General features: G+C 60.3%; 14 protein-coding genes. 3 read left to right on the plus strand and 11 right to left on the minus strand.

Annotation, left to right across the window (positions count from 1 at the left end):
* Positions 1-20 precede the first annotated feature (20 nt).
* Positions 21-638: a dihydrofolate reductase family protein gene (locus tag AD668_RS12480; RefSeq protein ID WP_053159097.1), complete on the minus strand. Its 618-nt coding sequence runs from the start codon at positions 636-638 to the stop codon at positions 21-23.
* Between the two features lie 97 nt (positions 639-735).
* Positions 736-1,005 (minus strand): hypothetical protein, encoded by a 270-nt coding sequence (locus AD668_RS12485; RefSeq protein WP_053159099.1) that lies wholly within the window; start codon positions 1,003-1,005, stop codon positions 736-738.
* 181 nt (positions 1,006-1,186) lie between these two features.
* Here AD668_RS12485 and AD668_RS12490 point away from each other — a divergent pair, with 181 nt between their 5' ends.
* Together AD668_RS12490 and AD668_RS12495 are read left to right on the plus strand one after the other, a co-directional pair.
* Positions 1,187-3,157, plus strand: a complete 1,971-nt coding sequence (locus tag AD668_RS12490; protein WP_053159101.1) for a choline BCCT transporter BetT — start codon at positions 1,187-1,189, stop codon at positions 3,155-3,157.
* Between the two features lie 80 nt (positions 3,158-3,237).
* Complete coding sequence (locus AD668_RS12495; RefSeq protein WP_053159103.1) at positions 3,238-4,023, plus strand: alpha/beta fold hydrolase; 786 nt, start codon at positions 3,238-3,240, stop codon at positions 4,021-4,023.
* 12 nt (positions 4,024-4,035) lie between these two features.
* On the opposite strand, the gene AD668_RS12500 is transcribed toward AD668_RS12495, so the two are convergent.
* Positions 4,036-5,514 carry a DUF1254 domain-containing protein gene (locus tag AD668_RS12500; RefSeq protein ID WP_053159105.1) on the minus strand — a complete coding sequence of 493 codons (1,479 nt, stop codon included), beginning with the start codon at positions 5,512-5,514 and terminating at the stop codon, positions 4,036-4,038.
* A gap of 224 nt (positions 5,515-5,738) precedes the next feature.
* Between AD668_RS12500 and AD668_RS12505 the strand changes: the two genes are divergently transcribed.
* A complete protein-coding gene (locus AD668_RS12505; protein WP_053159107.1) occupies positions 5,739-6,635 on the plus strand; it encodes a LysR family transcriptional regulator in 897 nt (298 codons plus the stop codon).
* A 6-nt stretch (positions 6,636-6,641) separates the two neighbouring features.
* On the opposite strand, the gene AD668_RS12510 is transcribed toward AD668_RS12505, so the two are convergent.
* From AD668_RS12510 to AD668_RS12545, 8 genes are all read right to left on the minus strand, one after another.
* Entirely contained in the window at positions 6,642-8,075 is a 1,434-nt protein-coding gene (locus AD668_RS12510; RefSeq protein ID WP_053159109.1) for an aldehyde dehydrogenase family protein, read from the minus strand.
* Positions 8,072-9,265, minus strand: coding sequence for an iron-containing alcohol dehydrogenase (locus tag AD668_RS12515; protein ID WP_053159111.1), 1,194 nt, complete (start codon positions 9,263-9,265; stop codon positions 8,072-8,074). The genes AD668_RS12510 and AD668_RS12515 overlap by 4 nt, the downstream gene beginning before the upstream one ends.
* A gap of 59 nt (positions 9,266-9,324) precedes the next feature.
* On the minus strand, positions 9,325-10,806 hold the full coding sequence (locus tag AD668_RS12520) for an APC family permease (RefSeq protein ID WP_053159113.1): 1,482 nt from the start codon (positions 10,804-10,806) through the stop codon (positions 9,325-9,327).
* 476 nt (positions 10,807-11,282) lie between these two features.
* Positions 11,283-11,864 carry a hypothetical protein gene (locus tag AD668_RS12525; protein WP_053159115.1) on the minus strand — a complete coding sequence of 194 codons (582 nt, stop codon included), beginning with the start codon at positions 11,862-11,864 and terminating at the stop codon, positions 11,283-11,285.
* Between the two features lie 273 nt (positions 11,865-12,137).
* Positions 12,138-12,815, minus strand: a complete 678-nt coding sequence (locus AD668_RS12530) for a DUF3313 domain-containing protein (RefSeq protein WP_053159117.1) — start codon at positions 12,813-12,815, stop codon at positions 12,138-12,140.
* A 31-nt stretch (positions 12,816-12,846) separates the two neighbouring features.
* Positions 12,847-16,902 carry an autotransporter outer membrane beta-barrel domain-containing protein gene (locus AD668_RS12535; protein ID WP_053159119.1) on the minus strand — a complete coding sequence of 1,352 codons (4,056 nt, stop codon included), beginning with the start codon at positions 16,900-16,902 and terminating at the stop codon, positions 12,847-12,849.
* 413 nt (positions 16,903-17,315) lie between these two features.
* Positions 17,316-18,446, minus strand: coding sequence for an acyl-CoA dehydrogenase family protein (locus AD668_RS12540; RefSeq protein ID WP_053159121.1), 1,131 nt, complete (start codon positions 18,444-18,446; stop codon positions 17,316-17,318).
* A complete protein-coding gene (locus tag AD668_RS12545) occupies positions 18,443-19,585 on the minus strand; it encodes an acyl-CoA dehydrogenase family protein (protein ID WP_053159123.1) in 1,143 nt (380 codons plus the stop codon). The genes AD668_RS12540 and AD668_RS12545 overlap by 4 nt, the downstream gene beginning before the upstream one ends.
* Positions 19,586-19,664 lie beyond the last annotated feature (79 nt).

Genomic DNA, 19,664 nt, shown 5'->3' on the forward strand with positions numbered 1-19,664 from the left:
GGCTGAGAACTTGTGCCCCGTTATCGGAATGATCCGGTACGCACTTCGCCGCTGCGCACGTAATGGGTAATCAGCACTCCACCGGGCGTGACAGTTGAATGCGCCAGGGTGAAGGCCGATGCCAGGGCGTTGTCGTCGAACAATCGCTTGCCTCGTCCCAGCACAATGGGGTGAATCAACAGTCTAAGTTCGTCCACTAGCCCGGCTTCAAACAACTGGCGCACCAGGTCTCCGCTGCCCTGGGTCAACAGGGGCGCGCCGTCCTGTTGTTTAAGCGCGTGAATGGCGTCGGCAAGGTTTCCCTCCAGCGCGTGACTGTTGTGCCAGGCAAGGTTGTCCCTGCGATGGGTGGCCACATGCTTGGGCACGCTGTTGAACAGGCTGGCGATGCTGCGGCTGTTTGAATCGTCCTGCCGGTGCGGCCAATACCCGGCGAATATGTCGTAGGTGCGACGCCCCAACAGCAACTCGAAGGGTTTTGCGAACAGCTCTTCAATGGCCTGACCGAACGTGGCATCGGTGTAGGGCACAATCCAGCCACCGAAACGGAACCCGCCGCTGGTGTCCTCATCAGGGCCACCGGGCGCTTGAATAACGCCGTCCAGGCTGATGAAGGCGGCAACAATGAGTTTGCGCATGGTCTTCTCCTGATGGCTTCTCTTGAACGATCATCGTTTGTCGAACGAGTCGCTGCCAAATCGACAATGCGTTGGAACCGCGCCAACCCATGGGGCGTCAGTTCTTCACGTCCTCGACCGAACTGCTCGACGACGCCGCATCTTTTTCCGTTTCATGCGACTCGGCGCCCGAGTTTGAACCTGACGACTCTTCGCCCTTTTTGTCGGCCTTCTCCTCATTCGATTCAGGCCCCTGAGCCTTGTTGACGCCAGGAACAGCGTCCGGAGGAAGGGTATGCTCATGAACGTTCTTCTCGGTCGCAAGCGCCAATACGGAGCCCGTCGACAACAAGCTTGCCAGTGTCAGCGCGGCTATTTTTCTGTTCATGGAGGGGGCCATCCATTCGAGGGGTATAGAGCGTTGGAAGCGCAGGCGAGGCAAAAGGTGCGCACGCGCTGACGAGCGGCAGGAAGTGGCTGCGCTGACTACACTCGATTAGCCGTTGAAGCCCACGAGCATGTTGGATAGCACATGCGAACTCTTTGCGTCAGAAGAGAACGACTCGATCATGGACAGCCCTTCCAGACCCAAGAGCACCCTCAATCCCCCCGTCTTTTATACCAGCGCCGTACTGATCCTGGTGCTGGTGCTCTACGCCGTGATCTTCCAGGTCGAAGCCCAGACCCGGTTCGACTTTATCCAGCAATGGATCAACACCAATGTCAGCTGGTTCTACATCCTGGCGGTCGCACTGATCCTGATCAGCACAGTGTTCCTGGCCGTGAGTCGATATGGGGACATCAAGCTGGGCCCGGATCACAGCGAGCCGGATTATCGCAACAGCAGCTGGTTTGCCATGCTGTTCTCCGCCGGCATGGGCATCGGGCTGATGTTCTTCGGGGTGGCCGAGCCAGTCATGCACTTCACCAGCCCGCCGGTGGGCGAAGGCGGTACGGTGGCGGCGGCGCGCGAGGCAATGAAAATCACCTTTTTTCACTGGGGCCTGCATGCCTGGGCGATCTACGCCATGGTCGCGCTGATCCTGGCGTATTTCAGCTTTCGCAACGACTTGCCGCTGACCTTGCGCTCGGCGTTGTATCCACTCATAGGCGATCGTATCTACGGGCCAATCGGCCATGCCGTCGACGTCTTTGCCATTCTCGGCACGGTGTTTGGCGTCGCCACGTCTCTAGGCTATGGTGTGCTGCAGATCAACAGCGGTTTTCACCACTTGTTCGGCTTGCCGGTGAACGCCACGGTCCAGGTCATTCTGATTGCATCGACGTGCGCGCTGGCGACGTTGTCGGTCGCCAGTGGCCTGGACAAGGGCATACGCATCCTGTCCGAGCTGAATCTCGGACTGGCTGTAGTGCTGATGATTTTTGTCCTGCTGTTGGGACCGACTGTTTTTCTTTTACAGGCCTACGTACAAAACACCGGCGCCTACTTGTCCGACATCGTCAACAAGACCTTCAACCTGTACGCCTATGAACCCACCGACTGGATCGGCGGCTGGACCCTGCTGTACTGGGGATGGTGGCTGTCCTGGTCGCCCTTTGTGGGGCTGTTTATTGCGCGTATTTCACGGGGGCGAACCATTCGCGAATTTGTCTGCGGTGTGCTGTTCGTTCCAGCTGGTTTCACCTTGTTGTGGATGACGATATTCGGCGACACGGCGATCCACATGATTCTCAACGAGGGCGTGACCGAGCTGGCGAAGGTGATTGACCAGGACAGCTCGCTGGCGTTGTTCGCCTTCCTGGAACACTTCCCGTTTTCCGGTCTGGTGTCGATGATCGCTGTGCTGATGGTGGTGGTGTTTTTTGTCACCTCGGCCGATTCCGGTGCACTGGTGGTGGACATGCTGGCGTCATCCGGGCATGACCACTCACCGCTCTGGCAACGGATTTTCTGGTCGGTGACCATCGGCGTTGTGGCGATTGCGCTGCTCCTGGCCAATGGCTTGAAAGCCTTGCAGACCGCGACGATCGCCAGTGCGTTGCCGTTCTCGATCATTCTGCTGGCATCGATCTGGGGGCTGTTCAAGGCACTGAACCTGGACGCCACTCGCCGTGGTTTGCGCAACCAGGCATTGCCGGGCCCGCATCATTCACGCCATCCCCACGGCGGCTGGCAACGGCGGCTGCGCAACATTGCGATGCTGCCCAGGCGCTCCCATGTCAATCGGTTCATTGCAGAGGTGGTGAAGCCCGCGTGCGAGGAGGTGGCCGGCGAATTGCGCAAGCAAGGCTACGAGGTCATGGTGAGTGAGTCCGATGGCAACGTGGCGCTGGAACTGGTGCATGCAGGCGAGGGGCGCTTTCTTTATGAGGTGCGCCCCCGTGCGTTCACCGCGCCGAGCTTCGTCATCCGCGACAGCGAGGACGGCAGCGATGCCCGCAAATATTTCCGCGCCGAGGTGTACTTGCGTGAAGGCGGGCAGGACTATGACATCATGGGCTGGAGCCGCGAGGACGTCATCGGCGATATCCTTGATCAGTACGAGCGTCACTTGCATTTTTTACATGTGGTGCGTTGAAGTGATCGGCTTCAATCGGGAACCAACACATGAAGGCTGAGCGCCTCGCGGCCTTCATTCATTGCAATGGAACATCATTGATGCAGCGCATTTCTACCCGACAACACTGGATCGATACCCCAAGCGGACAGCTATACGCCCAGAGCTGGAACCCGGACGAGGAACAGGGCACGCCCATCGTGCTGTTGCATGACTCGCTGGGGTGCGTGGCCTTGTGGCGTGATTTCCCCGAGCGACTGGCGCAGGCCAGCGGGCGCCGGGTGATCGCCTATGACCGCTTGGGTTTCGGGCAATCGGCAGCCCATCCCTGCACCCTGGCGCTGGACTTTATCGAGGAGGAAGCCACGGGAGGCTTTCAGGCTGTGCGTCAGCATCTGGATTTAAGTCGGTTCGAAGTGTTCGGCCACAGCGTGGGGGGCGGCATGGCTGTGAACTGTGCCGCCGTTTACCCCCAGGCTTGCCGGGGATTGATCACCGAGTCTGCACAGGCGTTTGTGGACAGCGGCATTTGCCAGGGTATTCGCGCAGCCGAGCGCGAGTTCGCCGGGCCTGGGCAATTAAAGCGGTTGCATAAGTACCATGGTGACAAGGCCGATTGGGTATTGCGCGCATGGGTCGACACCTGGTTGTCGCCGGCATTCAGTCAGTGGACCCTGGACGGGGCGCTGCAACAGGTTCGCTGCCCGGTGCTGAGCCTGCATGGTGAGCACGACGAGTTCGGTTCCCATCTCCATCCAGAGCGCATCACCTCGCTGGCTTCGGGCCCGACGACCCTGCGGCTCCTGGAAAACTGCGGCCATGTGCCCCATCGGGAACATCCCGATGAGGTACTGGCAATTGTCTGTGAGTTTTTGCGAGCGGTTTGAAGTTCGTCTCGATCAGTTGGTTTTCAGCACCGGCGGCGGGGTCCAGTCACCGTCGAGGGCATCGGCTTGCGGCCAGTAGGCGCGGATGTACAACGAGAAGTCGGCGTCTTTGGGCGCTGGCAACCAGTTGCTTTCCTTGTCTGCGCCCGGCGACTCACTCTGCACATACAGGGTCAGCGAACCGTCGGGATTGGTTTGCAGCGATTTGTTCTTGGTCCCGATGGAGTAGCGCTTCAGTGCATTGGGCGCGAAGAAATGCTGTTCGTTGTACAGCGTCAGCGACCAGAAGCCCTTGACCGGAGGCAGCTTGTTCTTGGCGAAGGTCACGCTGTAGCCGTTGCGACCATTGAGGCGCAAGCCGTTCTGATCGAGGTCCTGATAGAAGTATTTGGTCTCTTTCTGCTGGTTCACGAAAATGTTCGAGCGTGCGACGGCGGTGCGGCTGAAGTAGTCGGTGCCGAAGGCTGCACCATTGCTCACGGTGCTCCAGTAATCCGGTAATTGCAGGCCATAATTGCGGAACTGCAACAACGGGTCGATCACTTCGCGGTCGGCTTTTTTCGCTTCGTCGATCATCGCGGCGCGCAGTGCTGGATCAGCCTTGGCGATGGCGGCAAGGGCAGCCATTTGCGCGTAACGGGCTTCTTCGCCCGGCAATGGTTTGGCATCTTTGAGCAGGGCCGGCAGTTCGTCGAAGAATTTCTCCGGGATCACCCACTTGGTTTCGGCGGTGCCTTCGGCGGCCTGGGCGGGGAATTTCGGCTGCAGCCTCCAGTCGCGGCGTTTGAGTTTGCCGTCGTATTTGGACAGCGGATACATGTCGATCCCGGCCAATGCCGGCTGTACGGCCTGGCGATCCTCGGCGGTGTCGTCCTGGAATACTCGCGGAATCACGAAACCGGTGTTGGTGCGCGCGCGGTAAACCCGGGTGATGCCGGGTGGAACCTTGCCGTTCCAGTCCGGGCCCACCAGCAGGTAAAACCCCGGTTGGGTGTTATACATCTTGCCCAGTTCGGCAAAACTGTCGGAACGCAGGTCCACCACCTGGTAGACCCAGAAGCGTTTGCCGAAGTCCGGCACCTGCAGCACCACCGGTTCAATATCCAGCGCGATGCTGCCAGCGCCGTAAACGACGTCCTGGTTAGGGCAGGCGACCAGGCGCTCGGCCGGGTCGATGTAGTCGCTGAGCATCGACAGTTGGTTGATCGGTGCCACGGGTACGATCCCGCCCATCAAGCCTGGCTCGGGCAGATCCTTGAATGTCTGGCGGCGGTTGTAGATGTTTGCCATCGGCCAACCCCAGAAATACGCCTCCCGCGCCATCATGCGCACAAACGGTTCGGTCACTTTCGTGCCAGCGACGGGGCCGGCGACCGACCCGGCGACGTTGGCCTGGGTAGCGGGACTCTGGGCGGCCAGCACCGAGGTGGCGACAAACGTACTGACGAAGGTCAGGGCGAAGAGGGCATGGCGCCCGGTAAATGGCTTCATGAAGCATCCTTACTTGATGGCAATGACTTGATGCAGGTGCACTGCCTGAGAAAGATAGCTCATCTTCGGTGCGAGGATGACAGGTGTGTCAAATGTCGCTGCATCGTGTTTAAACGTTTATTGTATTCGCTGCGCCGACGCCCGCTTCGCGTCGAATTGTCTGGAGCGCGGATTGTACCCCTCCAGAGGCGTGCTCCAATCAAATCCGGTTATCGAGAAAAACTGTGCTCAGAAACGTGACGGACATGGACTTGCGCTTGTTGCGCATCTTTTCCATTGTCGTGAAATGCGGTGGATTCACGGCGGCCCAGGCCGAGCTGAACATGAGTCAATCGAACATCAGCACGCATATTTCAAGCCTGGAAAAACGCCTGGGGTATCGGATCTGTGAGCGGGGCAAGGGCGGGTTTCGCCTGACCGAAAAAGGCCAGCGGATTCTCAAGGCTTCCTCGGCGTTGTTCGGGGCGGTGGATGCGTTTCGTGATGAAGCACAGGATCTTGCCGGGCGCCTGGTCGGCGATCTTTACCTGGGCCTGGCCGACAATATCGCGACCTTGCCGGCGGCGCGTATCGATGCCGCCATTGCGCGTTTTTATCAGCGCGAGCACGACATGCACCTGCACATTTTCGTCAACTCCCCTACGGAACTGGAACGGGCAGTGATTGACGGCCAACTGGACATGGCCATTTCCTACTTCAGCCGACCATTGCCGACACTGGCTTATCAACCACTGTATTCGGAAGAAATCGGCATCTTCTGCGGCCTCAAGCACCCGCTGTTCAGCGTGGATTCGCCGAGCCTCGAGCAATTGCGCGCCTGTGACTGGATCACCCACGGCTTCCTGCCGGCCGATCAAGTGCTGCCCGTTGCAGCGCAACGTGCTTCCGCCACGGCGCACCACATGGAAGCGGTGGCCCATGGCGTACTGGCCGGCACCCACCTGGGTTATCTGCCGGCACACTACGCCCGGCCCTGGTTGCAGAGTGGTCAGATGCGCGCGCTGCACCCCGAAACGCTACATTATGAGGTGCAACACAGCATGATCACCCACGTCGGTCACCCGCAAAGCGAAGCGGTGCGAGCGTTCGTTTCAGACCTGTTGGCTGAGCATGGCCTGTAGGCGAAATCAGCCCAGGCAACGCGTCACATGTTTGACCGACTGATAGGCTGACAGGCCCCATGGGCCGAGTTCGCGGCCAATGCCGCTGCCCTTGATGCCGCCCCAGGACGTTTCAACGAACACCGCCTGAATCGAATTGATCCACACGTGGCCGACTTCCAGGGCATTGGCGACGCGTTCGGCGCGCTGCAGATCGGCGCTGATCACCGTCGCCACCAGACCAAAACGGCTGTCGTTGGCCAGTGCCAATGCCTCTTGCTCCGAATCGAAACGGTGGACGCAGAGCACCGGGCCGAAGATCTCTTCGGTCCATAGCCGGCTGGTCAGCGGCACATCCGCGTACAGGGTCGGGCAGACGAACCAGCCCGCGTCACGCAGCACGTCGCCACCGGTCAGGCAATGCAGGCCTTCGGCGCGGGCGATGGCGAAGTAGTCGGCCACTTTATTCCACTGTGCCTGACTGGTCAGCGGCCCCATGTCGACTTCTCCGGTCACCGGATTGCCCACCCGTTGCTTCTCGAAGGCAACCTTCAAACGCTCCATCAGTGCATCGGCAATATGATCCTGCACCAACAAGCGAGACGTGGCGGAGCACATCTGCCCGGCGTTCCAGCAGATCCCGGCAACGATCCATTCGACTGCTTGATCGAGGTCGCAATCGTCGAATACCACGATGGCTGATTTACCGCCCAGCTCCAGCGTCACTGGCCGACAATGGGCCGCCGCGCTGTTCATCACCTGACTGCCAACGCCGTTGCTGCCGGTGAACGACAACTTATCGAGACCTGGATGGTTGCTCAGCGCCGCACCGGTTTGTGCCTTGCCACCGATAATGTTCAGGACACCCGCGGGCAAGCCCAGCGCATCGGCAATCTGGCCGTAGGTCTGCTCGATCAACGGCGTGATTTCCGAGGGTTTGAGCACCACCGTACACCCGGCGGCCAGGGCCGGTGCCAGCTTCCAGGCACTGGTGACCAGCGGGAAATTCCACGGCACGATCAAACCGACCACACCCACCGGCTCCAGACGAGTGCGTGACGAAAAACCGCGGACGGCCAGCGGTACATCGCGGTGCTGATGGTCCGCCAGACCTTCGGCCAGGTCCGCGTAGTAGGTAAAGGTAGCCACGGCATCATCGACATCGACGACGGCTTCGTGTCGAGGCTTGCCGTTGTTCTGCATCTGCAACGCGATCAACGTTTCACGGCGCAGTTCGATCTGTTCGGCAAAGCCTCTCAAGTAGACCGCCCGTTCTGACGCACGGGTATTGCGCCAGTCCGGGAGCGCCTGACGGGCGGCTGCGACGGCCTGGTCCACTTGCGCGGCGCTGGCCACTTGCAGTTCGGCGAAGGGCTCGCCCAATGAGGGATCGAACACGGTGATCAGATCAGCGTCATCGCCCGTGACCCAGTCGCCGTTGATGTAATGGCAGGCGCTCATGGTGTTACTCCTGGCAGAACACCGTGGACGGCGTTGCGAAAAATCTGGCTGTAATCGGCGGCACTGAGAACGCAGGCGTTGGTGTCCGAAGAGGAAATGTCCGCGAGCGCTTGTTCTCCAACCCAGCTCGCTGCCTCATCATTGATGCCGATTAGCTGGAGCGAATGAGGAATCCCGAGACGTTGGCGCAGGTCCAGCACCCAATCGAGAAACCCGTTGAAGTCCGGCTGTTGCAACTCCAGGTAGCGGGCCAGACGCGCAATGTCGAAACTGATCGCAGCTTGGTTGGCGATCAGGACATACGGCAGCAGGATCGCATTGAGCAATCCGTGGTGCTTGTGATAGCGCGCACCGAGTGGGTGGGCGAGGGCATGCACACCGCCCAGGCCCTTCTGAAACGCCACGGCGGCCATGGCCGAGGCGACCAGCATGCCTTCGCGGGCGGCCATGTTCTGGCCGTCGCTGACCGCATCCACCAGGTGCTGTTGAATCAGGCGCACGCCTTCCACCGCCACGCCGGATGACATCGGGTGATACAGCGGCGAGCAAAAGGCTTCGATGTGATGGGTCAACGCATCCATGCCGGTGGCAGCGGTCAGCGTTGGTGGCAGGCCACGGGTCAGCACCGGGTCGAGGATCACGCACGCCGGGAGCAGTTCCGGGTGGCTGATCACACGTTTTACGTTCAGTTCGCTTTGGGTCAGCACGGCTTCACGTCCCAACTCGGAGCCTGTGCCGGCGGTGGTTGGCAGGGCAACCAGACGGGGCAGGCCCAGGCGCGGGAAGTCCGCCAGTGTCGGGTAGTGCGCAATGACCTGCGACCACTCGAAGCGTTCCAGACCCTCGGCATCGATGGCCGCCAGGCTGATGCCTTTGGCGGCGTCCATGGCGCTACCGCCGCCCAGGGCAATCAGCGAGTCATGATTGCCCGCCTTGAACGCGGCTACGCCCCGGCGCACATCATCCATGCTCGGGTTGCTGGCGATGTCGCTGAACAACCCGAACGGCAGGCCCGTATCGGACAGATGAGCCTTCAACAGTGCCAGGGGTTCCAGCGCCAACATGCCGGGGTCAGTGACCAGCAAGGGATTGCGCATGCCCAACAAACTGCAGCGTTCGGCCAATGCGTCGAGCGCACCGGGCCCACAGAAAATCTCCGTGGGGTAATTCCAGTAGTGAAGCGAAGACATTTGCAACTCCGGATCAGCGAGGTCCTGGGTTCGTGGACCTCGCGCAACAAGACAGGGGATTATTCGGTACGCAACCGAGGCGTGAGGGTGCGCAGGTAAGGCTTGGCCCAACACATGTAGATCAAGCCCAGAACTGCCAGGATCGAGAACACCAGGATCACCGCCCAGACCTGGAACCACGGCGCACCGGCTGGTGCGAGCGACTCACGAGGCCAGGCCACGTTGATGCTTTCGAACACCAGCCAGAAGAATGCCGCGAGGTTGATCGCCACGCCCCAGCGACCGAGACTGAAAGTGCCGGGTTCGGCTTTCCAGGTACCGCGCAGACGGGCGAGCAGGGCACAGGTCACGACGATCAGAAACACCACAAAGAACCCGCCGCTGCCGAACGCGATCAGGGTGCCGACGGCGGTCGCGTTGAGGCCCAACGCCAGGCCGAAACTGGCGAACAGGGTGCTGAACACCATCGCGGCAAACGGCACCTTGCGCTTGTCCACCCGACGCAGCAGCGCCGAAGCCGGCAGGATCGAATCACGGGCCATGCCAAACACGGCGCGTCCGATGTAGGTCTGGACAGAGACTACGCAGGCGATGAACGCCACCAGCACGATGCCCACGAAAGGACGTTCCGCCCAGGCACCAAAGGCGTCGACGACGGCCGGCGTCACCGGGTCAATGACCTGGCCGGAGACCATGGCAGCGGTGTCGGTATAGGATAGCGTGACCGCGAACGCGGTGAGCATCACGGTCAGGCCGACCAGGATCATCGAACGCAGGATGGCGCGCGGGGTAGAGGTACGGGCATCGGCGGTTTCTTCGGAAACTTGTGAGCACGCATCAAACCCCAGGAACGCCCAGCCCCCCACGGCCATGGCCGTCAGAAAACCCGAGAAGTAAGCACCGTCACTGCCCTGGGTGGAGGTCAAGCCGTCCAGCAGCAAGGAGAACGAGTGATTGCGAAAAAACAGCAGCAACAATACGCCGATGCCAATCGAAGCGATCGCTTCGGCAATGATGCCGGCGTTGACGAAGTATTTGAGCGGGTTGATCCCGAACAGATTCACCCCAAGACCCAGCAGCAACAACACTGCACCACTGAACACCTGGGCATTCGCCGACGGCGCTTGACCGGTGAAAAACAGCCAGAGCCAGAACCCGCCCAGATAAGCCACGGTGGTCAGCGAAGCCAGGGCCGAGGCCAGGTACATGAACCCGGTGAACCAGGCCCAACGATCGCCGGCCAGACGCTTGACCCATTGGTAACAGCCTCCGGCGAGCGGGTACTGGGAAGCCAGTTCGGCATAGACCAGCGCCACCAGCATTTGCAACGCCAGGCAGAGCGGGACGATCCAGACCCAGGACGGCCCGGCGTTCATCGCGCCCAGCGACATCACGGAATAGATCCCGACCACCGGCGACACGGTGGCAAATCCAACGGAAAACGAAGACCAGAGCGATAACCCGCGGTGCAACTCCTGTGCGTAGCCCTGGCTTTGCAACAGGTGTTCATCGGCGTTTTGCCGGGAAAGCGGGGCGGTCATTGCCCACCTCCAGCGATTGCATGGAAGGGGGCGCAACGACCGGCACGCTGGCGTGCGAACTTGGCTGACATAGGAATTCCTTGGGTCGGCAGACACATTATTTTTAGGATCGCCTTTTTCAGGCGTACCGACAAAACGTGCTCCTTCGAGAGAGGAGTGCCGAAAGCTTAAAATGCTCAAACATTTAAATGAATCCATATATGCGTAGGCTGGCATCTGGATTTATTGATGTTTGAAAAGCTCGGTCCGAATTCCCCTTCTTGCCTCCCGCTCCCCACGATTTCTACCCCTTTGAGGGGCCGAAACAAGCCCTGCGACTCATAGCATCGCGTCGCGGTAACGGTAAAAAAACACCAGAAACCACCGAGCAGTTGCGCTCCGAGAACCTTTGAGTGCCCCCGGCGCTTCAGGCTTTAGTGCCCAGACAAAATCTGTTCGTTTTTGAAGAGCAGGACGTCAGGTTGGGTTTCACCAAGTTAATGTTTTAACAAGCCTGAATTGATGGCCCCAAAAATCATTACAACCAGAAGTGATGTAAGTGGAACAAACAGAAATCTAATGGCGGTGTCCGGATCGTCTTTTCTGTTTTTGTAGATGGATACCAGCGAAGCGATGATCGCGATGACGTATATCAGCAGGATGAAGTAGGTGATGCTGTCTCCTTCAAACAGTCCTGGGTATATATAAACGCCTGTGAAACAAAGGTAGACGAGGGAGTTTGATATTGGCTTGCTTTTGAAGTCTCTCCAGAGCTCGCGTGTGCCGACTGCCCTGAAATAGCTTCCCGCATAAAGACTTATCAAGAAAAGTACATTGATGTCTGTGCGGCTGTAGTGCAGTCCGATCAAGTTCAGAGTCTGTGTGACAGGGTCGGCAATATAGTCGTGATAAAACGATAAGCCTTCAAGAATGAAAGACTTCCATTTGAAAATCGTCTCTGACAGTGAAGCAATCGAGCCAATGTTAACGAACAACGACACAGTGATGATCAGTTTCATCAAGAGGGAGCTGTTCGACCACATTTTTTTTGCTTCATCCCAATCGCCTTTTAACCCCATCTGTACTGCCCCCCCTGGCGTAGATACAAGAATACGATATCAGTGCCGTAACAATTTCCGTCCCTTGTGTCTGATAACGTTCCTTGCTGATGCGTAACGCTCTGTTGTGTTTCAGTTTCGTATCGAACACAACACGAGTCGGGCAGCAAAGGCGACGTGGCAATTGGCTACTTCAAGGAGTGTAGCAGCGTACCTGTAGTCCGTTTCTGTCTGAATCGGGCCGTGAACGAGACAGTCTTGCAGCGATCGCCAGCCAAGTAAGGTTCGTCCCTTTCAACGATGGATGAACGCCCAGAGATCGGTGTTCAGTTTTTCGATTGCGTCTTTAAAGTCTTTGGTGGTGATTCGCTGACTCTCGTTCTCCAGCCGGCTGCCGAACACCTTACGCACCATTCTGGCCATGGTCTGATGGGTTCTCGCGTCAATGAACTCGGCTTCGATAAACAGATTGGTGTCCTGGTCCCGGTGACCTGTGGCGGCCTGTGTCGCGCCGACAACCGCCGCGATCGGCATCACTTCATACCACTTCATGCCTTCGTTCGAGGCGCTGACACCGGTAATGGCCGCACGCAGGATCAGGGGGTGGGACCCGGCCGGCGCAGCGGCCGCGTTAGACACCCTCTGGTACTTCTGGCCCAGTATGAGTTTGGCCTTTCTGGACATGAAGTCCTGCAAGTCGGCCAGCGTCTGCTGATTGACCTGCTCGTTGGGTTTGGGCGCGGGATAGAACTCCAGCGTTCGGAACGCAATGGTGTCATAGGCATTGGGGTTCCACGACGGGCTGACCCAGCGCATTGCCTTCTCACCCGTGGTGGTGGTCACTTCTTGCAGGTTGTCGTAGTTGGACAGGAAACCCGAGTACTGCTCGCGTTCAGTGACCTGGGAGGTGCAACCGCCGAGTAGCAGGCCGGTCAATGCGACGCCAATAAACAGTTTAGGTACCCAAGTCATAGGGAGACGCTCCAATTACTTCACCGACGAGTCAGAAGTCGTACTTCACTCCAAGCATGCCTTCATAGCTGTGGCTATCGCCATCAAAGGATTGCTGATAGCCCGCAGAGATATAGAAGGTAACTTTCTTGTCGGCTTGATAGTCGACGCCCAGGTTGGCCTCCCACCAGCTCCCGCTGATATCCGATTCAAAGGGCACGAAGCCGTCGGCCGAGGAGAACTCGGTTTTTGGCTGCCCCTTGAATTCATGCCAGACGCTGGGGCGCAGCCAGCCATTGGTCCGCAGTGTGTCTCCCTTGTCGTTTTCGCGAAACCAGTCTTTGGTCAGGCGCACGCCCAGACGGCCGATCAGCGAGTCAACATCCTTGAAACGCACATCGGCTGCGATGTCGCTGCTGTCATCCAGGTCGATGCGCGAATAGATCAGTTGGGCCTGGGGTTCGAGGTAAAGGTTTTCGAACTTGTCCTCGCCTTCGCCTTCATCGATCAGGAACGGATAGCCGGTTTCCACTGAGGCGGTGTAACCCCAGCCCTTGGTGTCCAGTTCATCAATGTCGCCCGGCTTGGCCTCGATGTCGAAGTGGTGGAGTTGCAGCACGCCATCGACGTAGGCACCTTCGGGACTGAAGTGCGTCCAGTAACCGCCAACGCTGTAGGCGCGCAGAACGTTATTGCCGGCACCGAATCCAGTGTAATGCTCCACACCGCCGTCAATCTTGCCGATGGCCAGGGACAGTCCCGCCTGATCGTGACTGCCATCGGTGTCTTCGCCGCGATACAGATCCAGACCAACCTGGAACGCCTGCAGGTCATAGTTGTACGCCGGGGAGTCGCCGAACGGGCCGTCATGGCTGCTGTCCCGTTCGCCGCTGCGAAAAATCATCCGGCCCCAGCCGATCGATGGGCCGTAGGTTTCTTCATGCTCCTTGGGCAGCGGATCAGTGGGCATACGCCGTTCTTCGGCGACCCGCTCGTGCAAGGTGTCGATCACGCCACGGCTGTAGACCAGCGCGAGCGCCGGGATGGCGCCGTACAGCGAAGTTTCCGGGCGGAAATTGGGCACGGGTGGCGTAGGTGGGGCAGGGGGCGGCGGGTTTGGTGGAACCGGGGTTGGAGGCGCCGGCGTGGGTGGGTCGTCCGGGGGAACCGGCGGCGTTGGGGGCGTTGGTGGCGTTGGCGGCGCTGGCGGCTCCGGTTCGGCACTGGAACGCAGGTACCAGGCCTCACCATTGCTGGCGTCCACACTAGAGCGATGCAACGTGTACTCGTACGGACCGGCAATCGCGCGGTTGCCCATGCGAAAGGCGTTGGCGTCGGTGATGCCGCCATTCGACGTGTCCACCACCAGAATGCCGTTGCCGGTGGTCAAGGCACCTCGTCCCAACACGCCGCTGGCATCCCTGGCATTACGGATGAGCAAAGCAGTGTTGCCGGTGGCCAGTGCAGTAGCCGTCCCTCCATCGATGACCAGTCTGTCCGAGGGCGAACCGTCACCCTCGAGGAAGGTATGCAGCGCGATTGCGCCGTCACCGCTGTAGGTGTTGACGGTGAGGGTCTTGAACACGCCGCCCACCGGGGCTGAGAACTCGATGAGGCTGGGGTCGTTGACCAGGTTGGTCAGGTTGGAGTCACCGGTCATGCGCCAGACGCTATTGTTGCTCAGGGTCAGGTTGGAAACGCTGCCCGGCGCGGTAAAGGCAGAACCGACGACCGTCGATCCGGAGAGGCTGACATTGGCAAGGCCAGGGGTAGTGGGCGGTGCGGGTGCTGTGACGGGGGGCGACTGCAGCGGCGGCAGGTCGCCGGTGATCTCATCCGGAAAATCGCCAGGGCCGGTGAGGGGCGGTGGCGAGGCGGAAAGCGCGACAAAGTCGTTGATGGTTCCCACACGCAACCATTCACTGGCGCCCGTTGCAGTAGAGTCGGCAAGGGTCACATTGGCATCGCCGGCGATGCCAATAATCGGGCCGCTACTGTTGGTCAGGGCGCTGCGGGTGAAGTCTGCCTTGGAGACGGCCCCCGGTATTCCCACCGCATAAAGGGTCATCGAATCGGCGCCACTGGCTGACACCTTGGCGTCGGTGCCGCTGATACGCCCGCCAATCAACGCGACGGCGCCATGGGCATTCGCGCCGGTGGTCTGGATCGAGCTCTGGTTGACGGTCACCGAGGTGGGATTGTCACGCGATAGCGCGCCATAGGCACCCGTGCCCTGAGTGAGCACGGTGCTGCGGTTCGCGATCACATTGGCTTCGCCGCGACCAGAGGGCGTTGAACCGTAGTTTTCCAGTACCGCCCGCAATCCATCAGCACCGGTGCCGCGAGTGGTGATCGAGGAGTCGTTCACCGTCACCGTGGCGACATCGACCGGCTGATCGTTGCGCGATTGTGCCTGGGCCCCAAAGGCATTGAGACCGGTGGTTACAACGGTGGTGCGATGGGTCGTGGTATTGGCAGTGAACCGGCCCGCGCCGACCTGTTCGGCGACGGCGTACACGCCCACTCCCAATTCACCGGCGGTGGTGATCCTGACGTCATTCAAGGTGGAATTGCCGCCATCGTCCGACCAGGCGCCCATGGCGGAGAGCCCCGAGGTATTAACCACCGTGCCGTTGGCAACCAACGTGCCGTTAGGGTTACGTGCGCCAAGCCCATGGGCGAAAGATGACTGCCGGACTTGATTGCCGGTGGTGGTGACGGTGCCGCCGTTGAGCGTGACGCTGCCGCCAAGGTCGGCAATGGCGCCCATGGCATTGTCGTCGCCACTGGTATTGATCGTCACGTTATTCGCCGTGACGGAGCCTGGCGTACTCGTTGCACTGCTGGCACTCAATGCTGCGGAGTTGGCGCCTGTGGTGGTGATCGATGAATCGCTGATAAGAATGCTCGCGCCGTCCCGGGCCGTTACACCCACGGCGACGGTGGGGGTCGTGGTGTTGACACTGCTGTTGCTCAGCGTCAGGTTCGAGCCGGCGCCTTCGGCCTGCACCGCCGATGCAAACGGCCCGGTGACGCCATTGAGCGCAATGCTGCTGTTACTGACCTGCGCCACACCGCCAGCTTTGATGGAAATCCCGAATGTTCGGCTACCCCCGACCTGGATCGCCGTGTCTGCCACCTGGGCCTGCGAATCGGCGCCTTCGACGGAAAGACCAAAGCCGCGCAGGCCGGTGGTGGTGATCGCGCTCCCGGCTCCGCTCATCACAATCCTGCCCCCGGTGTTCGCCCGTACCCCGGCATTGGGAAAACTATCGTTATTGCTGCTTCCCGAGTTGGTAAAGGTACTACTGGTCAACACCAGGGTGCCCCCGGCCTCGGCCAGCGCTGCCGATGCGTTGGTGCCGGAAGTGCTGGCGCTGATGCCGGTGGCGTTGATCTGGCTGCCGGTGCCGGTCGCGTACAACCCATGACTGCCCGCTTGAGTGGCCGTATTGATCGCTCCGGCGGAGGTAATCTGTGCGGCGTTGGACAGGTTGACCACGCCACCGCTCTCGGCCAGTACCCCGAAGGCTGCGCGGGAACTGGTGCTGACCGAACCACCGGAGAAGTTGATCTGGCTGTTGGCTCCGGTCGATACCAGGCCGTAGTTGCCCGTGCCGTTGGCCCCACCTGTTACCAGCACAGTGGTGTCGATCAGCGTCACTACACCGCTGTCGTCAGCAACCGCACCGCGCATGTTCAGGGAGGTGCCTGAAGCCGGGGTCAGATCGATGACGGCACTGGCCGCCGAGACATTGCTGCCGGCGCCGGATGCGCGCACGCCGGTCTGTCCGGTCGCGGCGGCGCCAACGGAGGTCGTCGTGACGATACCGAAATTGAAACTGATGGTGGCGTCTTGCAGTGCCAGCGCCCCCAACGTGGTGGCCGCGGCGAGATTGAGGGTAACGGCATCAGCGGTTATCAGCCCCGCCGCTCCATTGGCGTTCAGCCCGATGGCACCGGCCGGAGTGACATTCACGGTGGTGCCGGGTGCAACCGTACAATCAGTGTTATTGGCCACCGCGGGTGCAGGGCAAACCCCCGCGGACCAGGCAGGTACCCCCACACCACTCAACAGCGCCACCGTGGCCGCAATCTGCAGCCGCAATCGCCATTCGGGGGATGAACCAGGATCTGTAATCCCAATGAAAGGAAGGCTGGTATAGGCCGTCGGCTCAGACTGCTCAGGCATTGGACGGGGGAATCTGCTGAACGAACCGGACGAATTCACGTGTCGAGTCATGGCGATCAAATCCCTCTGCGAATCTTCGAAGCAACCTGTCGAGATTCCCTTCAAAAGCGTCCATTCGACCGAGGGGACTGCGCAATTCGGATCGCGCACGGGGTCATACGCCAGAGACTACTTTGGGATGTGCCTGGGGTTGTGCTCAGGCTCACTTGGATGTTCGTGGTGTGGCCTTCGTGTATGGATCCAAGATACAGCGTAGTCGGTTTTTTCGGCTCGTCCTGCAGGTGTTGTGTGCGGCGACAATGGGTCGGATTGTCGCCGCCGGTACGTTTTCAAACGGGATGAAGATCCCGCGCCGTCAAACCTGCCCAGAACCCTTCGCTTCCCGCCGCAATCGCCGCCTGACCCAGCACTTCGGCCCACTGTGCATCGCTGCCAAACTCGTCACGCCATGACCACAACCGACGGGTTGCGAAGTGCAGGGTGTGCTCATGGGTAAAGCCGATGGCACCGTGCACCTGATGCGCCACCGAGGTCGCCAGTGTGGCGGCTTCGCCGGCGCAGACTTTGGCCACGGCCACGTCGAACAGCAAACTGCTGCGACTGCCCGGTTGGGCAGCCATGGCCTGACAGGCACTGTGAAGGGCCACTTGCGTAGCCGTTCGGGCCAGGCCGATCGCGCCGGCCATCTGCGCAAGCTGTTGCTGAATCGCCTGAAATTTTCCGATGGCCTTGCCGAACTGCGCACGCTCGTTCGCATAGGCCACCGCCTGATCAAGGCTTGACTCCAAAGCCCCGACCAACATGCAGGCGCGCATCAGAGCACCGAACAACCACACAGGCTCTGCAATGTCGGCCACTTGAAGCGCCACCATTGCTTTGGCAGGCGTGGCGTCGAAATGCAGGGTGTCGCGTTGTTCGCCCGCAAAGTTGCTGCCGGGCTCCACGCGAACCAGAGGATGCTTGAGATCGACCAGTGCAATGCGCCCGCGCGGATCGGCAACGACCGCCCATTGGCAACTGCGTGCCCAAGGCACACTGGTAGCGCTGCCACTCAGATTGCCGTCTTCGCCCAGCTCAAGATCACCGCAATGTCCGGTCTGAATGACTGTCATTGGGCCTTCTGGCACGTCGAGTCCGACGCGGCCCAGTAACATCGCAGCCAGCATGGTCTCGCTCAGGGCAAGCGGGGCTTTCCAGTAGCCGATGGCGCGCATTACGGGGCTGACCTCAAGCCAGTTCGCACCGCTGCCACCCGCGTCCTCCGTCACCAGTGCACCGGGCAGACCGTTGTCCACCACGAGTTGCCACAATTCGCTCGCGGCCTGTCCGGCATCGAAGCGGGCCAGCACCTCGGGGGTGATCTGATCGGCGAACAGGCGTTCGACGCTGTCGGCAATCATCGATTGCAGTTCCGATGGCGCGTTGGCGTCCACCGCTTGATCATTGAGTGCCTGGTTCATCGCAGTCCTAATCCTCTCGCAATAATGCCGCGAAGAATTTCGCGGGTGCCGCCACGCAACGAAAACGAAGGGGCGGTCTGAGTCAGATACCGCATCACCTGATCGAGCCTGGAACCCGGTTGCCGGGTGCCGCCGAACAGATCGTGGGCCAGGTCGGGCAGCGATTGTTCCAGCAGCGCGCCTTGATCCTTGACCAGCGCGGCCGGTGTCGCCGGGTTTTCACCGCGGGCGAGCATGCCGGCCACACCCAGTGACATTTGGCGCAATGCGCCATATCGCGCGGCGACTCGCCCCAGGCTTACGGCATGGCGCGAGTTCTGCGGATCGGCGGCATCGAGCATTTCCAGATACAGCTGCGTGCAGCTGAGGTAGCGCTCCGGCCCGCTGCGCTCAAGCGCCAGCTCCGCACCGACTTGCTTCCAGCCATCACCCGGTTGGCCGATGACAAAATCATCGGGGACGAATACGTTGTCCAGGAACACTTCGTTGAAATCGTGCTCGCCCAGCATGTTGTAGATCGGGCGCACCGTGATACCGGGGGCTTGCAGGTCGATCAGCAATTGCGAGAGACCGGCGTGACGATTGTTTTCCTCTTTCGGGCCGGTGCGCAGCAGGGTCACCATGTAATGGCTGCGATGGGCGCCGGTGGTCCACACCTTGCTGCCGTGGACGTGCCAGCCGCCGTCGGTCTTGACCGCACGGGTGCGCACCGAGGCAAGGTCGGAGCCGACATCCGGCTCGCTCATGCCGATGCAAAACAGCAATTCACCCCGGGCTATGGCGGGTAGAAACCGAGGGGCGAGGACGTCAGGCGAAAACTTCATCAGCAACGGGCCGGATTGACGTTCGGCGATCCAGTGGGCATTCACCGGGGCGCCCGCGGCCAGCAACTCTTCAAGGACCACATAGCGCTCAAGGGCGCTGCGCTCATGGCCGCCGTAGCGTTTTGGCCAGGTCATGCCCAACCAGCCCCGGGCGCCGAGCTTGCGGCTGAACTGCGGGTCGGCGCCGTTCCAGTTTTTGGCGCGCTCCTGGGCCGGGAAGTCTTTCAACGTCTCGGCGAGGAATTCACGCACCTCGGCGCGCAGGGTTTGCGTGCTGGCGTCCAGATGACAGGGACGGATGTCGAGTGCCTGCATGGCTTTTTGCTCTTGTAATTAAAAGGGGAGACGACGCTTTAAGCAACTTGCTGAACGGACAACAAGTAAATAAGCTATC

The sequence above is a fragment of the Pseudomonas sp. P1.8 genome (assembly GCF_001269805.1).
In the GTDB taxonomy this organism is placed as follows: domain Bacteria; phylum Pseudomonadota; class Gammaproteobacteria; order Pseudomonadales; family Pseudomonadaceae; genus Aquipseudomonas.